The following is an 18,830-nucleotide window of genomic DNA, read 5'->3' on the forward strand; positions in this document are numbered from 1 at the left end:
CACCCCCCGTCAGCCGCCGGGCGCGCGGTCCGGGTCGGCCATCGCCAGGAGGCGCGCGAAGATGGCCTCGCCGTCGTCCGAGATCCCGTCGTGGTGGAAGTCGCCGGTCTCCCAGACGTTGAGCCCCCGCACCCGGCCGGCCGTCTCGAGGGAGAGGCCGCGGTCCACGAAGATGTCGTCGCGGTAGACGGCCGCGGCGACCGGCACCTCGTTCGCCGCGAGGCGGCCCGGATCGTACAGCGGCCCCCAGTCCGCCGTCTCGGTCAGGAGGCGCGCGGTCTCGGCGAGCGGCACGAGCGCGGGGTCCTGCTCGAAGTACCACGGCATGACCATCTCGCCGAGCAGCAGGGGCTCGGCGGCGTCGGGCCGGAACTCGGGGTGCTCGTCCAGGACCCGCCACGCGGCCCAGTCGGTGGCCTCGCCCTGGGCGTAGATGGCCTCGTGGAGCACGGCGTAGAGCGGGTTCGGGGCCCGCGTCACGAGGGTGTGCACCTGGGCCAGGAACCCGTCGGAGAGGTGCGGACCGTCCGTGCCGAGGGTGAAGGCGTCCTCGAGCAGGTAGTGCAGCTGGTCCACACGGGTGTTGCCGCCCAGCAGGCTCCCGACGAGCTGGAAGCGCTCCGGCGTGAGCCGCTCCCCGGACGGGAGGCGCTCGTCCGCCGCGTCCAGATGGGCCATCACCTCGGCCACCCGCGCCCGGTCGTCCGGATACCAGCCGAAGTACTCGGCATTGCGCGCGGCGACCCGAGCGTAGGTGGCGCGGTAGACGCGCTCCGCCGGGCCGTCGAGGGGCGCGAGTCCGCCGGTGATGATCGCGCGCCGGAGGCCCTGCGGGGCGAGGGAGAGATAGCTGAGGGCGCAGAACCCGCCGAAGCTCTGTCCGAACACGGTCCAGGGCCCGGACCCGAGCTCGCGCCGGATCACCTCGCAGTCGAGGACGATCGAGTCGGCCCTGAAATGCGCGAGGTACGCGGCCTGCGCGGCCGGGCCTCCACGGCGGGGGAGGGTGGTCCGGTCCGCTGGGGTCGACAGGCCGGTGCCGCGCTGGTCGAGCATGAGGATGCGGAAGTCCTGGGCCGCGGCCTTCATCCAGCCGCTCAGGCTCGTCACCCGGCCGCCGCGGCCACCGGGACCGCCCTGGAGGAAGACGAGCCAGGGCAGCCGCTCCACGGCGTCGGCGGGGTGGGCGGCGGCGACGTACTCCCGCGCGAACACCTCGATGAGCTCGCCGTCGGGGCGCCCGTGGTCGAGCGGCACCGCGAAGAGGTGCTCCACGGTGCGCATCCCGCGGAACTCGTGCGCTCCGACGATCCGGTGGGCGGACGACGGCGCCGCACCCGTCGTGCGCAACCGGCCGCCCGGCGTCGTGCTCACCCCGCCGACCCTGCCGCCGAGGCTCCGAACTCCGCGAGCGCCCCGCCGGTGAGGCGGAACGTGTCCCATTCCTCCATCGGCACCGCCCCGAGGCTGCGGTAGAAGCCGATCGAGGGCTCATTCCACTTCAGGACCGCCCACTCGACCCGTGCGTAGCCGCGCTCCACGGCGATGCGGGCGAGCTCGGCCAGCAGGGCCTTCCCGTAGCCGCGGCCGCGCGCGGCGGGGCGCACGTAGAGGTCCTCGAGGTAGATCCCGTGGGTGCCCTCCCACGTCGAGTAATTCAGGAACCACAGCGCGAAGCCCATGACCTCGCCGGCGCCGGCGCGGTCCTCCTCGATCACATGGGCGAAGATCGCCGGGTTCTCGCCGAACAGCTGGGCCGTGAGCGCCTCCACGGTGTTCTTCACCGCGTCCGGCTCCTTCTCGTAGACCGCGAGCTCGTGGATGAGGTCGAGGATCACGGGGACGTCGGCAGGCTCGGCGGCCCGGAGCAGTGCGGTGGTGGAAAGGCCCATGCCTTCCAACTTAGCCCCCGAGCCTGCCCACCGCGGTCAGACGGATCACGGCGCTGCCCGCGGCATCGCTCGCGGCGAGGTCCACGTCGGCGGAGAACCCCCAGTCGCGGTTCCCGGCAGGGTCGTCGAAGATCTGCCGCACGTGCCACACGCCCGGCTGCTCGTCGATGATGAGCAGCTGCGGCCCGCGCGCGTCGGGGCCGGTGCCGATGTCCTCGTGCTCCTCGAAGTAGGCATCGAGCGCGTCCTCCCACGCGGCGACCCCGAACCCTTCGTCGCCGTCCAGCGCGGCGAGCGCGTCGGAGTCCTCGTCCGCGAAGAGCTCGACCCGGCGGAACAGCTCGTTGCGGACCATGACCCGGAAGGCCCGCACGTTGGCGGTGAGCGCCGGCGGGGGAGGGGGTGGCGCGTCGTGGGCGTGCAGGTCCTTCCCGCTCGTGAGTTCCTCCCACTCGTCCAGCAGCGAGGAGTCGACCTGGCGCACCAGCTCGCCGAGCCACGCGACGAGGTCCTCGAGGTCCTCGCGCAGGGCGTCCTGCGGGACGGTCTGGCGCAGCGCCTTGAACGCGTCGGTCAGGTAGCGGAGCACGATCCCCTCGCTGCGGGCGAGGCCGTAGAACTGGACGAACTCGCCGAAGTCCATGGCCCGCTCGTACATGTCCCGGACCACAGACTTGGGGGCGAGCTCGAAGTCGCCCACCCAGGGTGCGTGCCGGCGGTACGTCTCGAAGGCGGCCTCGAGCAGTTCCTTGAGGGGCTCGGGGTAGGTGACGGCATCGAGCGCGTTCATCCGCTCGGTGTACTCCATCCCCTCGGCCTTCATGGCGGCGACCGCCTCGGTCTTGGCGCGCTTGAGCTGGGCCGAGAGGATCTGCCGCGGCTTCTCGAGGGTGGCCTCGATCACGGAGACGACGTCGAGGGCGTACGAGGGCGACTCCGGGTCCAGGAGGTCCAGGGCCGCGAGCGCGAAGGGGGAGAGCGGCTGGTTGAGCGCGAAGTTCTCCTGCAGGTCCACGGTCAGGCGCAGGGTGTGCCCGCTCGCGCGCTGCTCGGGGGTGAGCTCGGCGTCGGGAATCCGCTCGACCACGTCGGCGGCCATGAGCTCTCGCAGGATGCCGAGGGCCCGGCGCATGAGGCGCAGCTGGACGGGCCGGGGCTCGTGGTTCTCGGTGAGGAGCCGGTGTGCGGCGGTGAAGGGATTGCCGGGACGCGCCATGAGGTTCAGGAGCATCGCGTGCGTCACGGTGAAGCTCGAGCTCAGCGGCTCGGGGGAGGCCTCGACGAGCTTCTCGAACGTGGGCCGGCCCCAGGACACGAACCCCTCGGGCGGCTTCTTCTTCACGACCTGCCGCAGCTTGCGCGCGTCGTCGCCGAACTTGGCCCGTGCCTTCTCCATGGCCCGGTTGTTCTCCACGACATGCTCGGGTGCCTGCACGACGACGGTCCCCGCGGTGTCGTACCCGGCCCGGCCCGCGCGCCCGGCGATCTGGTGGAACTCCCGGGCGTTGAGGTGGCGGGTGCGCGTCCCGTCGAACTTGCTCAGGGCGGTGAGCAGGACGGTGCGGATGGGCACGTTGATCCCGACGCCGAGGGTGTCCGTGCCGCAGATGACCTTGAGCAGGCCCGCCTGCGCGAGCTGCTCGACGAGGCGGCGGTACTTGGGCAGCATGCCCGCATGGTGCACCCCGATGCCGTGCCGGACGAGCCGGTTGAGGGCCTTGCCGAACCCGGCGGCGAACCGGAACCCGGCGATCAGCTCGGCGATCCGGTCCTTCTCCTCCCGCGTGCACATGTTCACGCTCATGAGCTGCTGGGCCCGCTCGATCGCCTCGAGCTGGCTGAAGTGCACCACGTAGACGGGGACCTGCTTCGTCGCGAGCAGTTCCTCGAGGGTCTCGTGGACGGGCTTCTCCTCGTAGTAGTAGTGCAGCGGGATGGGCCGTTCCGCGTGGGCGACCACCGTCGTCGTCCGCCCCGTGCGCTCGGTGAGCTCGCGCTCGAACCGGCTCACGTCCCCGAGCGTGGCGCTCATGAGGAGGAACTGCGCCTGGGGGAGCTCGAGGAGCGGGACCTGCCACGCCCAGCCGCGCTGCGGGTCGGAGTAGAAGTGGAACTCGTCCATGATCACCGGCCCGAGCTCGGCGGCGTCGCCGAGGCGGAGGGCATGGTTGGCGAGGATCTCGGCGGTGCAGCAGATGATCGGCGCGTCGGGGTTCACCGAGGAGTCGCCCGTGACCATGCCGACGTTCTCGGCGCCGAAGATCTCGCATAGCGCGAAGAACTTCTCCGACACGAGCGCCTTGATCGGGGCGGTGTAGTAGCTGCGCTGGCCCGTCGCGAGCCCGTGGAAGTGCGCCGCGACCGCCACGAGGGACTTGCCCGAGCCGGTCGGCGTCGCCAGGATCACGTTCGAGCCGGAGACGATCTCGAGCACCGCCTCGTCCTGGGCGGGGTAGAGGGAGAGTCCGCGGGCCTCGGCCCAGCCGACGAACGCGTCGTAGACCTCGTCCTGCAAGGACCCTCGGGAGTCGGAAGGGGAGGACGGCGCGGGGATCAGGGTGTCGAGTCGCATGGCGCCCCCAGACTATCCGGATTAGCGTGGTCCCATGAGTTCGCCCACGTGGGACCCGGCCCTCTACACCGCGTTCGGGGACCATCGGTCGCGGCCGTTCTACGACCTCACCGGACGCATCGCCGCCGAGGCGCCCCGCCGCGTCGTCGACCTCGGCTGCGGCCCGGGGGAGCTCACCGCCACGCTGGCCGAGCGCTGGCCGGGCGCCCTCGTGGAGGGGCTGGACAGCTCGGAGGAGATGCTCGACGCCGCCCGCTCGCGGTTCGCCGGTCGCGACCGGCTCTCGTTCCGGCACGGTGACATCCTCCATTGGGAGCCGGAGGACGACGTCGACGTGGTCGTCTCGAACGCTGCCCTCCAGTGGGTGCCCGGGCACCAGGGCCTCATGGGCCGCTGGCTCGAGCAGCTCGCCCCCGGGGCGTGGCTGGCGGTCCAGGTGCCGGGCAACTTCTCGGCCCCCTCCCATGCCCTCATGCGCGAGCTCGCCGAGTCCTCCCAGTGGGACCACCGGCTGCGCGGCGTCCTCCGCCACACCGACCCCGTGTCCGAGCCGCGCGCCTACCTCGAGCTCCTGCTCGACGCCGGCTGGGACGCCGATGTCTGGGAGACCACGTACTGCCAGGTCCTCACCGGGGAGGACGCCGTCCTCACCTGGGTGCGCGGAACGGGTCTGCGCCCCGTGCTCGACGCCCTCTCTCCCGCTGAGGCCGCCCAGTTCGAGGAGCAGTACAACCAGCTCCTCTACGACGCATACCCGTCCGCCGAACGGGACGGAGTCCTCACGACCGTCTACCCCTTCCGCCGGATCTTCTGCGTGGGGCGCAAGCCGGAGCGGGCCTAGCCCGCGGCCGGCTCCTCGAGGCTGAGGAGCCGGGCCCCGTTGTGCCACAGGACCTTGCGCATCCACTCGTCGCCGAGGCCGAGCCGCGCGAGCGCGGCGAGCTGGTGGGCGTAGGGGTACGGGATGTTCGGGAAGTCCGAGCCGAGGACCACGCGGTCCGCCAACTCCGCGAGGCGGCCAGGGAAGCCGTCCGGCAGGGGCGCGAACCGCTCGGTGAAGTCGGTCGCCGACATGGTGGTGTCGAGGTGCACGTTCGGGTACGCCGCGGCGAGGTCGGGGAACTCCCAGTACTCGGGCATGCCGAGGTGCGCGATCACCAGGGTGAGCCGGGGGTGGAGGTCCAGGAGGGCCCGGACCCGCTGCGGGCCGGTGAACTGCCCGGGGAGCGGCTTGGACCCGGCGTGCATGACCACGGGGACGGCGGCGTCCTCGAGCAGGGCCCACGCCGGCTCGAGCAGCGGATCGTCCGGGCCGAACCCGCCCACCTGCAGGTGGACCTTGAAGAGGCGTGCCCCCGAGGCCAGGGCGTGCCCGACGTAGTCGGCGGCGTCGGGTTCCGGGTACATCGTGCCGCAGTGGACCGCGTCGGGGACCCGCCGGGCGAACTCGGCGCACCAGGCGTTGAGCCAGGCGGCCATGCCCGGCTTGTGGGGATACGTGAGCGCGGGGATCGCCGCGAGGCCGAAGCTGCGCGCGAGCCGCAGCCGTTCCTCCTCGCTGACGCGGTAGGCGATGGGCCACGGCCAGCCGTACCGGTCCTCCGCCGCGTCGAAGTAGGCCCAGACCTTCTCCAGCATGGCCGACGGGAGGAAGTGCACGTGGATGTCCGCGAGCGCCGGGATGCCGAGGCGTTCCAGGTAGGCGGGGATCTCGGCGTCCGAGGCCGGGCCGGCAGTGGTCCGCACGTCGGCTACCAGCCCCGCTCCTTCCACTCGGCGAGGTGCGGGCGCTCTGCCCCGAGCGTGGTGGGCCTGCCGTGCCCGGGGTGGACCTCGGACTCGTCCGGGTAGGCGCCGAAGAGACGCTCGACGACGTCGCCGTAGAGCAGCGCGAAGCGGTCGCGGTCCTTCTGGGTGTTGCCGACGCCCCCGGGGAAGAGGGAGTCGCCGGAGAAGATGAGGGGCGCGGAATCGGGCTCGGACAGCACGTAGGCAATCGATCCGGGCGTGTGCCCGCGCAGGTGGACGGCGGTGAGCTCGAACCCGTCGAAGGTGCCCACGTCGCCGTGGTCGAGGACCATCCCCACGGGCGCCGGGATGCCGGAGACATCCTGCCGGCCCGCGGCGACCGGTGCGCCCGTCTCCTCGACGAGCCCCTCGAGCGCCCGGACATGGTCCCAGTGCTGGTGCGTCGTCGCGATCAGGGCGAGCTTCGCCGGGGCATGCGCGTCGGCCGCGCCCTCGGCGAGCAGCGCGCGGATGGCCGGAAGGTCGTCGGCGGCATCGATGAGGACCTGGGCCCCCGAGGACTTGGAGGTGATGAGGTAGACGTTGTTGTCCATGTCGCTCACGGAGATCCGGCGCACCGTGACGCGCCCGAGGTCTTTCACGAGGGTGCTCATGGACGCCACCCTAGGCGGCTTGGTTACGCTGGGCCAATGGCAGTGGGTGATTTCCCGGGGCGCTGGCGCCCGAACGCGGAGCTGGCAGTGCCGCTCTTCGAGCAGCTTCGGCGGCGCATCCTGGAGCTCGTGGAGAGCGGGAGCCTGGAGGTCGGCGCGAAGCTGCCGTCGGTGCGGGCTCTCGCGGGGGAGCTGGGGGTCGCGCCCCATACCGTGGCGCGCGCCTACCGCGAGCTCGAGGAGGCGGGCGTCCTCGCGACGGCCGGGCGCGCGGGTACCACGGTGGCCCCGAGGGACCAGCGCGACTCGGAGCTCGCGGCGGCTGCGGCGGCGTTCGCCGGCGCCGCGGCGGCCCGGGGGTGCTCGCTCGAGGAGGCCGTGGCCCTCGTGACCGCGGCGTACGCCCGGGAGCGTCCGCAGGCCGGGTGAGCCCAAGGTCACATCGAAGACATTTTCGAATTTCGATCCTGTCCACTAGCATAGACAGGTGCAGAGTCTGCCCACACTCAACGAGTCCATGTCCGAGCAGGAGAACGTCCTGGATGGCGAGCGGCCGGGGCCGGCCACGGCCGCTGCCGTGCTCCAGGACACGCTGATGCCGCATGACCAGTCCCGCCTCGTCGTCAAGGGGGCGCGCGAGCACAACCTCCGCAACGTCGACCTGGACCTGCCGCGCGATGCGATGATCGTCTTCACCGGGCTCTCGGGTTCGGGGAAGTCCTCGCTCGCGTTCGACACGATCTTCGCGGAGGGCCAGCGCCGGTACGTCGAGTCCCTCTCGGCCTACGCCCGCCAGTTCCTCGGCCAGGTGGACAAGCCCGATGTCGACTTCATCGAGGGCCTCTCCCCGGCCGTCTCGATCGACCAGAAGTCCACGAGCAAGAACCCGCGCTCGACCGTGGGCACGATCACCGAGATCTACGACTACATGCGCCTCCTCTGGGCGCGCGTGGGCCGCCCGCACTGCCCAATCTGCCATGAGCCGGTGACCCGCCAGACCCCGCAGCAGATCGTCGACCAGCTCCTCGAGATGCCGGAGGGCACCCGCTTCCAGCTGCTCGCCCCGGTGGTGCGGGGCCGCAAGGGCGAGTTCGTGGACCTGTTCAAGGAGCTCGCCGCCAAGGGCTATTCCCGGGCCAGGGTCGACGGCTCGCTCGTGCAGCTCTCCGAGCCGCCCAAGCTCGGCAAGCAGTTCAAGCACACCATCGAGGTCGTCGTCGACCGGCTCGTGGTGAAGGAGGGGATCCGCCAGCGCCTCGCCGATTCGGTGGAGACGGCGCTCGGCCTCGCCGAGGGCCGGGTCCTCGCAGACTTCGTGGACCTCGACGAGGACGACGACGTGCGGCTGCGGGCGTTCTCGGAGCACCTGGCGTGCCCCAACGAGCACCCCCTCGCGATCGACGAGATCGAGCCGCGGTCCTTCTCCTTCAACAACCCGTTCGGCGCGTGCCCGGCGTGCACCGGCATCGGCACGAAGCTCGAGGTGGACGTCGACCTCGTCGTGCCCGACGCCCAGCTGAGCCTCTCCGAGGGCGCCATCGCCCCCTGGTCGCTCGGGACCGCGACCCAGGAGTACTGGACCAGGCTCCTCGCGGGCCTCGCCGACGACCTCGGGTTCTCGATGACCACCCCGTGGCACAGCCTCCCGGAGTACGCCCGGGACGCGGTGCTGTACGGCAAGGACCACAAGGTCGTCGTCCAGTACCGCAACCGGTTCGGCCGCGAGCGCAAGTACAGCACCGGGTTCGAGGGCGCGATCGCCTACATCCAGCGCAAGCACCTCGAGACCGAGTCGGACTCCGCCCGCGACCGGTACGAGGAGTACATGCGGGAGATCCCGTGCCCCGAGTGCGGCGGCGCGCGCCTGAACCCCGCCTCGCTCTCGGTCCTGGTCGGCGGACGCTCCATCGCGGACGTCAGCAGGCTGCCACTGCAGGAGGCGAGGACCTTCCTGGCCACGCTCGAGCTCACGCGCCGCGAGGAGCAGATCGCCGCGCAGGTCCTCAAGGAGATCGACGCGCGCCTGCGCTTCCTGCTCGATGTGGGCCTCGAGTACCTCAACCTCGAGCGGGCGGCCGGCACGCTCTCCGGCGGCGAGGCCCAGCGGATCAGGCTCGCGACCCAGATCGGATCCGGCCTCGTCGGCGTCCTGTACGTCCTGGACGAGCCGAGCATCGGCCTGCACCAGCGCGACAACCGCCGCCTGATCGAGACCCTGACCCGCCTGCGCGACCTCGGCAACACGCTCATCGTCGTCGAGCACGACGAGGACACCATCCATGAGGCGGACTGGATCGTCGACATCGGTCCGGGCGCGGGCGAGCACGGGGGAGAGGTCGTCCACTCGGGCACGCTCGAGGACCTCAAGGCGAACACCGCCTCGCTCACCGGTGACTACCTGTCGGGGCGGCGTTCCATCGAGGTGCCGGCCAAGCGCCGCAAGGTGGACCGCAAGCGCCAGCTCAAGGTCGTCGGGGCCCGCGAGCACAACCTGCAGGGTGTCGACGTGACCTTCCCCCTCGGGGTGCTCACCGCCGTGACCGGCGTGAGCGGCTCCGGGAAGTCCACGCTGGTCAACGACATCCTGTACAAGGTGCTCGCGAACCGCCTGAACGGTGCCAAGCAGGTGGCGGGGCGCCACACGCGCATCGAGGGCCTCGAGCACCTCGACAAGGTCATCCACGTCGACCAGAGCCCGATCGGACGCACTCCGCGGTCCAACCCGGCGACCTACACCGGGGTGTTCGACCACATCCGCAAGCTCTTCGCGGAGACGAACGAGGCGAAGGTCCGCGGCTACATGCCGGGCCGCTTCTCGTTCAACGTCAAGGGCGGCCGCTGCGAGGCGTGCAGCGGTGACGGCACGCTCAAGATCGAGATGAACTTCCTCCCGGACGTGTACGTCCCCTGCGAGGTGTGCCACGGGGCACGCTACAACCGCGAGACCCTCGAGGTGCACTACAAGGGCAAGACGATCGCGGACGTGCTGAACATGCCGATCGACGAGGCGGCCGAGTTCTTCGCGGCGTTCAGCCCGATCGCCCGGCACCTGAACACCCTCGTCGACGTGGGCCTCGGCTACGTCCGGCTCGGGCAGCCGGCCACCACCCTGTCCGGCGGGGAGGCCCAGCGCGTCAAGCTCGCCGCGGAACTGCAGAAGCGCTCCAACGGCCGCAGCGCCTACGTCCTGGACGAGCCGACCACGGGCCTGCACTTCGAGGACATCCGCAAGCTGCTCCTCGTCCTGCAGTCCCTGGTCGAGAAGGGCAACACCGTGATCACCATCGAGCACAACCTCGACGTGATCAAGAGCGCCGACTGGATCATCGACCTCGGCCCGAACGGCGGCTCCGGCGGCGGCCGGATCGTGGCCACCGGAACGCCCGAGCAGGTCTCGCGGGCGGAGGGCAGCTACACGGGCATGTTCCTCGCCGAGATCCTCGGCAGCGAAGGGTAGCCCCCGGCCGCCCGAACATGAGCGCCGCGGCATGGATCGACCGATCCATGCCGCGGCGTTCATGCCCTGCCCGTGTCCGTTTCGGTCCCGCGCGGGCGATGTGCGAGACTGTCCCGGTGACTGACAGCCCCGCGCTCGCGATCTTCGATCTGGACGGAACCCTCATCGACCCGGCGGGGAGCATCACCGGCGGCATCGCGTTCGCGCTGCAGGCTCACGGGCTGCCCGTCCCCGACGGCGAGACGCTCTCGAGCATGGTGGGACCACCGCTCCTGGAGTCGCTGCACCGGCTCGCAGACGTGCCCGAGGAGACGCTCTCGGCGGTCGTGCACACCTACCGCCAGCGCTACATCTCGCACGGGATGGGCCAGAGCCGGCCCTACCCGGGCATCCCCGAGCTGCTCGGCCGCCTCCGGGCCGAGGGGGTGCACCTCGCCGTCGCGACCCAGAAGCCGCAGAACCTCGCCGAGCGCCTCCTGCGCACGCACGGGCTCGACGTCCACTTCCACAGCATCCACGGCGCCCCCGACGACGAGACGCTGCCGCCTGCCCAAGACGGGAAGGCGGGGATCGTCCGCGCCGCCCTCGTGACGAACCACGGCCGGGCCGAGCGCTCGGTCATGATCGGCGACCGGCGGCACGACGCCGCCGGTGCCGCGGCGAACGGGCTCCCCTGCATCGGCGTGCGGTGGGGCTTCGCGCCCGCGGGCGAGTTCGCGTCCCTCGACCTGGCCGCCGCCGTCGGCGACGCAGACGAGCTCGGGCGCGCCATCGACGTCGTGCTCCACCGCGCACCGGAGGCTGCAGCATGCTGATCTACTCCATGACCCGGCAGAGCATCCGCGGCCTGATCGGCGGCCTTTGCCGTCCCACCGTGACAGGGCTCGAGAACGTGCCCGAGAGCGGCCCCTTCATCGTCGCCTCGAACCACCTCTCGTTCCTCGACTCCGTGATCATCCAGGCGCTCATGCCCCGCGGCGTCGCGTTCTTCGCGAAGGCCGAGTACTTCACCGGCAAGGGAGTCAAGGGCAAGCTCATGAAGGCCTTCTTCGAAGGCGTGGGGTCCATCCCCGTGGAGCGCGGCGAGCAGGCCGCGAGCGTGGCGGCCCTCAAGACGCTGCTCGACATCCTCGATGAGGGCAAGGGGATCGGGATCTACCCTGAGGGGACCCGCTCCCGCGACGGCCTGCTCTACCGGGGCCGGACCGGCGTCGGCTGGCTGGCGCTCACCACCGGTGCCCCCGTGGTCCCCGTCGGGCTCGTCGGCACGGAGAACCTCCAGCCCGCCGACACGAACTCCATCAGGCCCCAGCACTTCGAGATGCGCGTGGGCGAGCCGCTGTGGTTCGAGAAGACCGGCCCGGACCACTCGCTCCCGCTCCGGCGCGAGGCCACCGATCGGATCATGGATGCCATCGCGGCCCTCACGGGGCAGGAGCGGGCGGCCGGCTACAACAAGCCGCCCTCGCACTAGCGCCGGCGGCGGGCCCGAGGGCCGTCGCCGCGGACGGGAGGCCCCGCGGACTCTCCTAGACTGGAGCGGTGGCAGATCCAGCGAGCTACCGTCCCAGGACCGGGGACATTCCGACCGACCCTGGCGTCTACCGCTTCCGGGACCCGCACGGGAGGGTCATCTATGTCGGCAAGGCCAAGAACCTCCGCCAGCGCCTGACGTCCTACTTCGCGCGGCCGGCGACGCTCCTGCCCAAGACCTATGCGATGGTGCACACGGCCGCCAGCGTCGAGTGGACCGTGGTCGGGAGCGAGCTCGAGGCGCTCCAGCTCGAGTACACCTGGATCAAGGAGTTCAGGCCGCGGTACAACCTCGCCTTCCGCGACGACAAGACCTACCCGTACCTCGCCGTCACGATGGGGGAGAAGTACCCCAGGGTGATGGTGATGCGCGGCGAGCGGCGCAAGGGCACCCGCTACTTCGGGCCCTACACGGCCGGGGCCATCCGGGAGACCATGGACACCCTCCTGCGCGTCTTCCCGGTCCGTTCCTGCAGCGCGGGCGTGTTCCGGCGGGCCGAGCAGAGCGGACGGCCGTGCCTCCTCGGCTACATTGACAAGTGCTCCGCGCCCTGCGTGGGCCGCATCAGCGAGGAGGACCACCGCGCCCTCGCCGATGACTTCTGCGCCTTCATGGGCGGGGAGGCCAGGCGCTTCATCACGGGCCTCGAGCGGAAGATGGCGGACGCGGTCTCGGACCTCGACTATGAGAACGCCGCGCGGCTGCGGGACGACATCGTGGCCATGCGGAAGGTCTTCGAGCGCAACGCCGTGGTCCTCTCCGAAGAGACCGACGCGGACGTCTTCGCCGTCGAGGAGGACGAGCTCGAGGCCGCGGTGCAGGTGTTCCACGTCCGCGGCGGCCGCATCCGCGGCCAGCGCGGGTGGATCGTGGAGAAGGTCGAGGACACCACCCCCGAGGCCCTCGTGGGCCACCTGCTCCAGCAGGTCTACGGCGACCAGGAGGAGACCAACGGGAGGCTCCCGCGCGAGGTGCTCGTCCCGGTCCTGCCCGAGGACGCGGACGATCTCGGCATCTGGCTCACGGGCCTGCGCGGGGCGCGGGTCGAGCTCCGCGTGCCGCAGCGGGGCGACAAGGCGGCCCTGCTCAAGACCGTGCACGAGAACGCGGTCCAGGCCCTGCGGCTGCACAAGAGCCGCCGCGCGGGGGACATCACGACCCGCTCGCTCGCCCTGCAGGAGCTGCAGGAGGCGCTCGAACTGCCCGAACCGCCGCTGCGCATCGAGTCCTTCGACATCTCCCACGTCCAGGGCACCAACGTCGTGGCCTCGATGGTCGTGGTCGAGGACGGGCTCACCAAGAAGAGCGAGTACCGCAAGTTCACCATCACGGGCGAGGCCGCCCGCGACGACACGGCGGCGATGCACGACGTCCTCACCCGCCGCTTCCGCAACTACCTCGCCGAGCGCGAGCGCCCGGTCGAGGAGCGGGACAGCGGAAAGTTCGCCTACCCGCCGAACCTCGTGGTGGTGGACGGCGGCCAGCCCCAGGTGACGGCCGCGGTCCGGGCCCTCGCGGAGCTCGGCATCGGGGACGAGGTCCGCGTGGTGGGCCTCGCGAAGCGGCTCGAGGAGGTCTGGCTCCCGGAAGGCGACTTCCCGGTCATCCTGCCGCGCGCCTCGCAGGGCCTGTACCTGCTCCAGCGCATCCGCGACGAGGCGCACCGCTTCGCCATCACCTTCCACCGCCAGCGGCGCGCGAAGTCGATGACCGCCTCCATCCTCGACGAGGTCCCCGGGCTCGGCCCGGCACGGCAGAAGGCCGTCCTGGCCCACTTCGGCTCGCTCAAGCGGCTCCGCGCCGCGTCGGTGACGGAGATCACGGATGTCAGCGGGGTGGGCCCGTCCCTCGCGGCCGCCATCCACGCCCGCCTCCATGGGGTGGATCAGCCCGCCCCGGCCGTCAACTACGCCACCGGCGAAATCGTGGAGTCTTAGCTAGGCTGGCACCATGACCGAGACGAGCGCCGCCGAGACCGGCCACGAGACAGACCTGACCCCGGTCAGGCCGCCCGCCTCCGAGCTGCTCATCGTCACGGGCATGTCCGGCGCCGGCCGCAGCACCGCGGCGAACGCCCTCGAGGACCACGGGTGGTACGTCGTGGAGAACCTCCCCCCGCAGCTGCTCGGGACCCTCTCGGACCTCGTGCGCCACTCGCCGGACCGGATCCCCAAGCTCGCGGTCGTCATGGATGTGCGCGGCAAGGCGCTGTTCGCCGACATCCGCGATGCGCTCGCCCAGCTCACCTCGAGCGGCACCGAGTACCGCCTGCTGTTCCTCGACGCGAGCGACGACGTGCTCATCCGCCGGTTCGAGCAGGGCCGCCGGCCCCACCCCCTCCAGGAGGGCGGCCGCATCTCGGACGGCATCGCAGAGGAGCGGACCCTCCTGCGCGAGCTCAAGGACCACGCGACGATCGTGCTGGACACCTCGGACTTCAACGTGCACGGCCTCGCGACGGCCATCACGGAGCTCTTCTCCGAGAAGGGCCCGGTGACGGTGCGGCTGAACGTCATGAGCTTCGGCTTCAAGTACGGCCTCCCGGCCGACGCCAACTTCGTCGCCGACGTGCGCTTCCTCCCCAATCCGCACTGGGTGCCCCAGCTGCGGCCCCACACCGGCCTGGACCCGGACGTGCGGGACTACGTGCTCGTGGCCAACGGGGCGCAGGAGTTCGTGGAGCGGTACGTCAACGCGCTCGAGCCCGTCCTGGCGGGCTACCGCCGCGAGAACAAGCACTACGCGACGATCGCGATCGGCTGCACCGGCGGCAAGCACCGCTCGGTCGCGATCGCCGAGGAGATCTCCAAGCGCCTCGCCCAGCAGCCCCGGGTCACGGTCACCACCGCGCACCGGGACCTCGGCCGCGAGTGAGCACGCTGTTCACAGGGCCGCTGCCCCTCATCCGTCCGGGCGCGGGCACCGACGGCGGCAAGCCCAAGGGTCCCTCCGTCGTCGCCCTCGGCGGAGGCCACGGCCTCGCCGCGTCGCTGTCCGCCCTGCGCCTGCTCACGACCGAGCTCACCGCCGTGGTGACCGTCGCGGACGACGGCGGCTCCTCCGGCCGCCTCCGGGCCGACTTCGGCGTCCTCCCGCCCGGCGATCTCCGGATGGCCCTGGCCGCGCTGTGCGACGACACCGACTGGGGGAGGACCTGGCGGGACGTCATGCAGCACCGGTTCCGCTCGCCGGCCGGAACGAGCGGGCTCGACAACCACGCCATGGGCAATCTGCTCATCGTCACCCTGTGGGAGCTGCTCGGAGACGTCGTCGACGGCCTGCGCTGGGCCGGTGCCCTGCTCGGCGCGCGCGGCCAGGTGCTGCCGATGTCCAGGGTGCCCCTCACCATCGAGGGCGACGTCGTCGTCACCGGCGGGGGAGCCCACGGCGGCCCCGCGCGGGTGGAGACCATCCGCGGGCAGGCCGCGTGCGCGGTCGCCGGCCGCCTCGAGGACGTCCGGCTCGAGCCTGACGACGCCCCCGCGTGCCCCGAGACCCTCAGCGCGATCGAGCTCGCCGACTGGGTCGTGCTCGGCCCCGGCTCGTGGTACACCTCGGTGCTGCCGCACCTGCTCCTGCCGCAGCTGCGCCAGGCCCTCGTCGACACCCCGGCCCGGCGCTGCCTGACGATGAACCTCGCGGTCGACACCAAGGAGACCACGGGCATGAGCGCGGCCGACCACCTCCGGGCCATCCAGCGCGTCGCACCCGGGTTCCGGGTGGACGCGGTGATCGCGGACCACGCCTCCGTGGCGGACCGGGCCGAGTTCGAGCGGGTGGCCGGTGAACTCGGGGCGCAGGTCCTCTTCGATAGAGTGAGGTCCTCCGGCCGACGGCCGGTACACGACGCGCTCCGGCTGGCCGGTGCGTACCATGAGGTCTTCACCGGGGGCGGAGCCCCCGCTGCGGGCCGTTGAGCGTGGGTCCGGTGCGGACGCCGCGGGAGCAGGAAGGACCGCCATGGCATTGACCCAGAGCGTCAAGGACGAGCTGTCGCGGCTGACGGTGAAGAAGTCCTCCGAGCGCAAGGCAGAGGTCTCGGCCATCCTGCGGTTCGCCGGCGGCCTCCACATCATCTCGGGCCGGATCGTCATCGAGGCCGAGGTCGACCTCGCCGCGACGGCCCGGAGGCTCCGGGCCGCCATCGCGGAGGTCTACGGGCACCCCAGCGAGATCATTGTCGTCTCCGGGGGCGGGATCCGGCGCGGGAGCCGGTACGTGGTGCGCGTGGTGCGCGACGGCGAGGCGCTCGCCCGCCAGACCGGGCTCCTCGACAACCGCGGGCGCCCGGTCCGGGGCCTGCCCTCCACGGTCGTCAACGGGTCCGCGGCGGACGCGGAGGCCGTCTGGCGCGGGGCCTTCCTCGCCCACGGCTCGCTCACCGAGCCCGGCCGTTCGAGCTCGCTCGAGGTGACCTGCCCCGGCCCGGAGGCCGCGCTCGCCCTCGTGGGTGCCGCACGCCGGCTGGGGATCGCCGCGAAGGCGCGCGAAGTGCGGGGGGTGGACCGCGTCGTCGTGCGCGACGGCGATGCCATCGCCGCGCTGCTGACGCGCATGGGCGCTCACGACGCGCTCATGGCGTGGGAGGAGCGGCGCATGCGCAAGGAGGTCCGTGCGACGGCGAACCGGCTGGCCAACTTCGACGACGCCAACCTCCGCCGGTCCGCGCAGGCCGCCGTGGCCGCGGGCGCCCGCGTGGAGCGTGCCCTCGAGATCCTCGGCACAGACGTCCCGGAGCACCTGCGCTATGCGGGCGAGCTGCGGGTCGCCCACAAGCAGGCCAGCCTCGACGAGCTGGGCCGGCTCGCCGACCCGCCCATGACCAAGGACGCGATCGCGGGACGGATCCGGCGCCTGCTGGCCATGGCCGACAAGAAGGCGGCCGAGGAGGGGGTCCCCGGAACAGAGGCCAATGTGACCCCGGAGATGCTCGACGGTTGACCGGCCCTGGACGCGGGTACCGCAATGATCGGTATCCCATCCGGCGCATCTGCTTAGGATGGAGCCGTCACCAGCCCGCGCGCCGCGACCAGCGCGTGCGGGGAGCCAACCGATGGAGGATGTTGTGACCTACGTACTGCCCGAGCTCCCGTACGACTACGCCGCCCTCGAGCCGCACATCTCGGCCCGGATCATGGAGCTCCACCACGACAAGCACCACGCTGCGTACGTCGCCGGCGCCAACACGGCCCTCGAGAAGATGGCCGAGGCGCGGTCCAACGGCGACGGCGCGGCCGCGGCCAAGCTCTCGAAGGACCTCCAGTTCAACCTTGGCGGCCACCTCAACCACTCGATCTTCTGGAACAACCTCTCCCCGGACGGCGGCGACAAGCCCGAGGGCGAGCTGGCCTCCGCGGTCGACGAGTTCTTCGGCTCGTTCGACGCCTTCCGCAGCCACTTCACGGCGGCGGCCACCACGATCCAGGGCTCGGGCTGGGCCATCCTCGCGTACGAGCCCATCGGCGGGAACCTGGTCATCGAGCAGATGTACGACCAGCAGAACGGCGTGCCGGTCGCGACCACCCCGCTCCTCCAGCTGGACATGTGGGAGCACGCCTTCTACCTCGACTACCAGAACGTCAAGGCTGACTACGTCAAGGCCTTCTGGAACATCGTCAACTGGGCCGACGTGGCCCGCCGCTTCGAGGCCGCCCGCTCCGGCGCCAAGGGCCTCGTCACCTTCTCCTGATCGGAGACCTGCGTCACATTTTGTGACTTTCGGTGCGAAAGGGTCCGTCTGTTCCCGGACGGGCCCTTTCGCCGTAGGATGGGGGACGGAAAGGCCCGTGCGGCCTTTCAGCCATGACAATGGAGACTTGGGCTGTCGGCCTTTCCCTGTGCAAAATCTCTGCCCAACGGCGTGCGGGACCGTCTAACAGTTCGAGCAGTCCTCGCGGATGCTCGACTGAGCATCAAGGAGATCGACCAGAGTGACCACTCGAATTGGCATCAACGGCTTCGGCCGCATCGGGCGCAACTTCTTCCGCGCAGCTCTCTCCCAGGGCGCAGACCTCGAGATCGTGGCCGTCAACGACCTGACGAACCCCGAGACGCTCGCCCACCTGCTCAAGTACGACTCGATCACCGGCCGCCTGGCCGAGTCGGTCGAGGTCCGCGAGGGGATCATCGTCGTCGGCGGCAAGGAGATCAAGGTCCTGGCGGAGCGCGACCCGGCCAACCTCCCGTGGGGCGAGCTCGGCGTGGACATCGTCATCGAGTCCACCGGCTTCTTCACGAAGGCGGAGGGTGCCAAGAAGCACATCGCCGCGGGCGCCAAGAAGGTCATCATCTCCGCCCCGGCCACGGACGAGGACGTCACGATCGTCATGGGCGTGAACGACGGCCTCTACGACCCGGCGAACCACAACATCATCTCCAACGCCTCCTGCACCACGAACTGCCTCGGCCCGCTGGCCAAGGCGATCAACGACGCGTTCGGGATCGAGCGGGGCCTCATGACCACGGTCCACGCGTACACGGCCGACCAGAACCTCCAGGACGGCCCGCACCGCGACCTCCGCCGCGCCCGCGCCGCCGCCGTCAACATGGTCCCCACGTCCACCGGCGCCGCCAAGGCCATCGGCCTGGTCCTGCCGGAGCTCAAGGGCAAGCTCGACGGCTACGCGATCCGCGTGCCCGTCCCCACCGGCTCCGCCACCGACCTGACCGTCACGGTCTCCCGCGAGGTCACCAAGGACGAGGTCAACGCAGCCGTCAAGGCCGCCTCCGAGTCCGGCCCGCTCGCCGGCTTCCTCACCTACACCGAGGACCCGATCGTCTCCTCCGACATCGTCGGGGATCCGGCGTCGTCGATCTTCGACTCCGGCCTCACCAAGGTCATCGGCAACCAGGTCAAGGTCGTCTCCTGGTACGACAACGAGTGGGGCTACTCGAACCGCCTCGTCGACCTGACCGAGCTCGTCGCGTCCAAGCTCTGACCCGCGCCGTAACGCACGCAGAACTCGGATAGCCT

Annotated in this window: 16 protein-coding genes; 11 read left to right on the forward strand and 5 right to left on the reverse strand. The window is 71.1% G+C overall.

Features of this window, described 5'->3' with window-relative positions:
• Window positions 1-9 precede the first annotated feature (9 nt).
• The 3 genes from ACVWWH_RS13075 to ACVWWH_RS13085 all read right to left on the reverse strand — a co-directional run bounded on the left by ACVWWH_RS13075 (window position 10) and on the right by ACVWWH_RS13085 (window position 4,464).
• Window positions 10-1,284: an alpha/beta fold hydrolase gene (locus tag ACVWWH_RS13075; protein WP_457316874.1), complete on the reverse strand. Its 1,275-nt coding sequence runs from the start codon at window positions 1,282-1,284 to the stop codon at window positions 10-12.
• An 86-nt stretch (window positions 1,285-1,370) separates the two neighbouring features.
• Window positions 1,371-1,892: an N-acetyltransferase family protein gene (locus ACVWWH_RS13080; protein WP_457316862.1), complete on the reverse strand. Its 522-nt coding sequence runs from the start codon at window positions 1,890-1,892 to the stop codon at window positions 1,371-1,373.
• Window positions 1,893-1,902: 10 nt separating this feature from the next.
• Window positions 1,903-4,464, reverse strand: a complete 2,562-nt coding sequence (locus ACVWWH_RS13085) for a DEAD/DEAH box helicase (protein WP_457316863.1) — start codon at window positions 4,462-4,464, stop codon at window positions 1,903-1,905.
• Window positions 4,465-4,498: 34 nt separating this feature from the next.
• On the opposite strand from ACVWWH_RS13085, the gene ACVWWH_RS13090 reads away from it, so the two are divergent.
• A complete protein-coding gene (locus ACVWWH_RS13090) occupies window positions 4,499-5,305 on the forward strand; it encodes a trans-aconitate 2-methyltransferase (RefSeq protein WP_066497624.1) in 807 nt (268 codons plus the stop codon).
• Here ACVWWH_RS13090 and ACVWWH_RS13095 read toward each other — a convergent pair.
• Both ACVWWH_RS13095 and ACVWWH_RS13100 read right to left on the reverse strand, forming a co-directional pair.
• Window positions 5,302-6,210: an amidohydrolase family protein gene (locus ACVWWH_RS13095; RefSeq protein WP_457316864.1), complete on the reverse strand. Its 909-nt coding sequence runs from the start codon at window positions 6,208-6,210 to the stop codon at window positions 5,302-5,304. The two genes, ACVWWH_RS13090 and ACVWWH_RS13095, sit on opposite strands and share 4 nt — an antisense overlap.
• Before the next feature lie 5 nt (window positions 6,211-6,215).
• Window positions 6,216-6,866, reverse strand: coding sequence for an MBL fold metallo-hydrolase (locus tag ACVWWH_RS13100; protein ID WP_066497625.1), 651 nt, complete (start codon window positions 6,864-6,866; stop codon window positions 6,216-6,218).
• Window positions 6,867-6,902: 36 nt separating this feature from the next.
• On the opposite strand from ACVWWH_RS13100, the gene ACVWWH_RS13105 reads away from it, so the two are divergent.
• The 10 genes from ACVWWH_RS13105 to gap all read left to right on the forward strand — a co-directional run bounded on the left by ACVWWH_RS13105 (window position 6,903) and on the right by gap (window position 18,795).
• Window positions 6,903-7,295: a GntR family transcriptional regulator gene (locus ACVWWH_RS13105; RefSeq protein ID WP_457316865.1), complete on the forward strand. Its 393-nt coding sequence runs from the start codon at window positions 6,903-6,905 to the stop codon at window positions 7,293-7,295.
• A gap of 166 nt (window positions 7,296-7,461) precedes the next feature.
• Entirely contained in the window at window positions 7,462-10,323 is a 2,862-nt protein-coding gene (gene uvrA / locus ACVWWH_RS13110) for an excinuclease ABC subunit UvrA (protein WP_457316875.1), read from the forward strand.
• 116 nt (window positions 10,324-10,439) lie between these two features.
• Entirely contained in the window at window positions 10,440-11,138 is a 699-nt protein-coding gene (locus tag ACVWWH_RS13115) for an HAD hydrolase-like protein (RefSeq protein ID WP_457316866.1), read from the forward strand.
• Window positions 11,132-11,797, forward strand: a complete 666-nt coding sequence (locus ACVWWH_RS13120; protein WP_447418826.1) for a lysophospholipid acyltransferase family protein — start codon at window positions 11,132-11,134, stop codon at window positions 11,795-11,797. The genes ACVWWH_RS13115 and ACVWWH_RS13120 overlap by 7 nt, the downstream gene beginning before the upstream one ends.
• A 68-nt stretch (window positions 11,798-11,865) precedes the next feature.
• Window positions 11,866-13,794 carry an excinuclease ABC subunit UvrC gene (uvrC, locus tag ACVWWH_RS13125; protein ID WP_066497630.1) on the forward strand — a complete coding sequence of 643 codons (1,929 nt, stop codon included), beginning with the start codon at window positions 11,866-11,868 and terminating at the stop codon, window positions 13,792-13,794.
• A gap of 13 nt (window positions 13,795-13,807) precedes the next feature.
• Window positions 13,808-14,731, forward strand: a complete 924-nt coding sequence (gene rapZ, locus ACVWWH_RS13130) for an RNase adapter RapZ (RefSeq protein WP_066497631.1) — start codon at window positions 13,808-13,810, stop codon at window positions 14,729-14,731.
• Complete coding sequence (locus ACVWWH_RS13135; protein ID WP_457316867.1) at window positions 14,728-15,774, forward strand: gluconeogenesis factor YvcK family protein; 1,047 nt, start codon at window positions 14,728-14,730, stop codon at window positions 15,772-15,774. Before rapZ ends, ACVWWH_RS13135 begins: the two co-directional genes overlap by 4 nt.
• Before the next feature lie 43 nt (window positions 15,775-15,817).
• On the forward strand, window positions 15,818-16,798 hold the full coding sequence (whiA, locus tag ACVWWH_RS13140; RefSeq protein WP_457316868.1) for a DNA-binding protein WhiA: 981 nt from the start codon (window positions 15,818-15,820) through the stop codon (window positions 16,796-16,798).
• Between the two features lie 124 nt (window positions 16,799-16,922).
• A complete protein-coding gene (locus tag ACVWWH_RS13145; protein WP_447418828.1) occupies window positions 16,923-17,546 on the forward strand; it encodes a superoxide dismutase in 624 nt (207 codons plus the stop codon).
• Window positions 17,547-17,787: 241 nt separating this feature from the next.
• Window positions 17,788-18,795 carry a type I glyceraldehyde-3-phosphate dehydrogenase gene (gap, locus tag ACVWWH_RS13150; protein WP_066497635.1) on the forward strand — a complete coding sequence of 336 codons (1,008 nt, stop codon included), beginning with the start codon at window positions 17,788-17,790 and terminating at the stop codon, window positions 18,793-18,795.
• Window positions 18,796-18,830: the final 35 nt, after the last annotated feature.

It is taken from the genome of Sinomonas sp. RB5 (genome assembly GCF_054063535.1).

Excerpts from the sequence above, each read along its gene's own strand:
- ACVWWH_RS13080 (WP_457316862.1), bottom strand. The coding sequence starts at position 1,892 with ATGGGCCTTTCCACCACCGCACTGCTCCGGGCCGCCGAGCCTGCCGAC.
- ACVWWH_RS13085 (WP_457316863.1), bottom strand. The coding sequence starts at position 4,464 with ATGCGACTCGACACCCTGATCCCCGCGCCGTCCTCCCCTTCCGACTCC.
- uvrA (WP_457316875.1), top strand. The coding sequence starts at position 7,462 with ATGCCGCATGACCAGTCCCGCCTCGTCGTCAAGGGGGCGCGCGAGCAC.
- ACVWWH_RS13090 (WP_066497624.1), top strand. The coding sequence starts at position 4,499 with ATGAGTTCGCCCACGTGGGACCCGGCCCTCTACACCGCGTTCGGGGAC.
- rapZ (WP_066497631.1), top strand. The coding sequence starts at position 13,808 with ATGACCGAGACGAGCGCCGCCGAGACCGGCCACGAGACAGACCTGACC.
- ACVWWH_RS13075 (WP_457316874.1), bottom strand. The coding sequence starts at position 1,284 with ATGCGCACCGTGGAGCACCTCTTCGCGGTGCCGCTCGACCACGGGCGC.
- whiA (WP_457316868.1), top strand. The coding sequence starts at position 15,818 with ATGGCATTGACCCAGAGCGTCAAGGACGAGCTGTCGCGGCTGACGGTG.
- ACVWWH_RS13105 (WP_457316865.1), top strand. The coding sequence starts at position 6,903 with ATGGCAGTGGGTGATTTCCCGGGGCGCTGGCGCCCGAACGCGGAGCTG.
- ACVWWH_RS13100 (WP_066497625.1), bottom strand. The coding sequence starts at position 6,866 with ATGAGCACCCTCGTGAAAGACCTCGGGCGCGTCACGGTGCGCCGGATC.
- ACVWWH_RS13120 (WP_447418826.1), top strand. The coding sequence starts at position 11,132 with ATGCTGATCTACTCCATGACCCGGCAGAGCATCCGCGGCCTGATCGGC.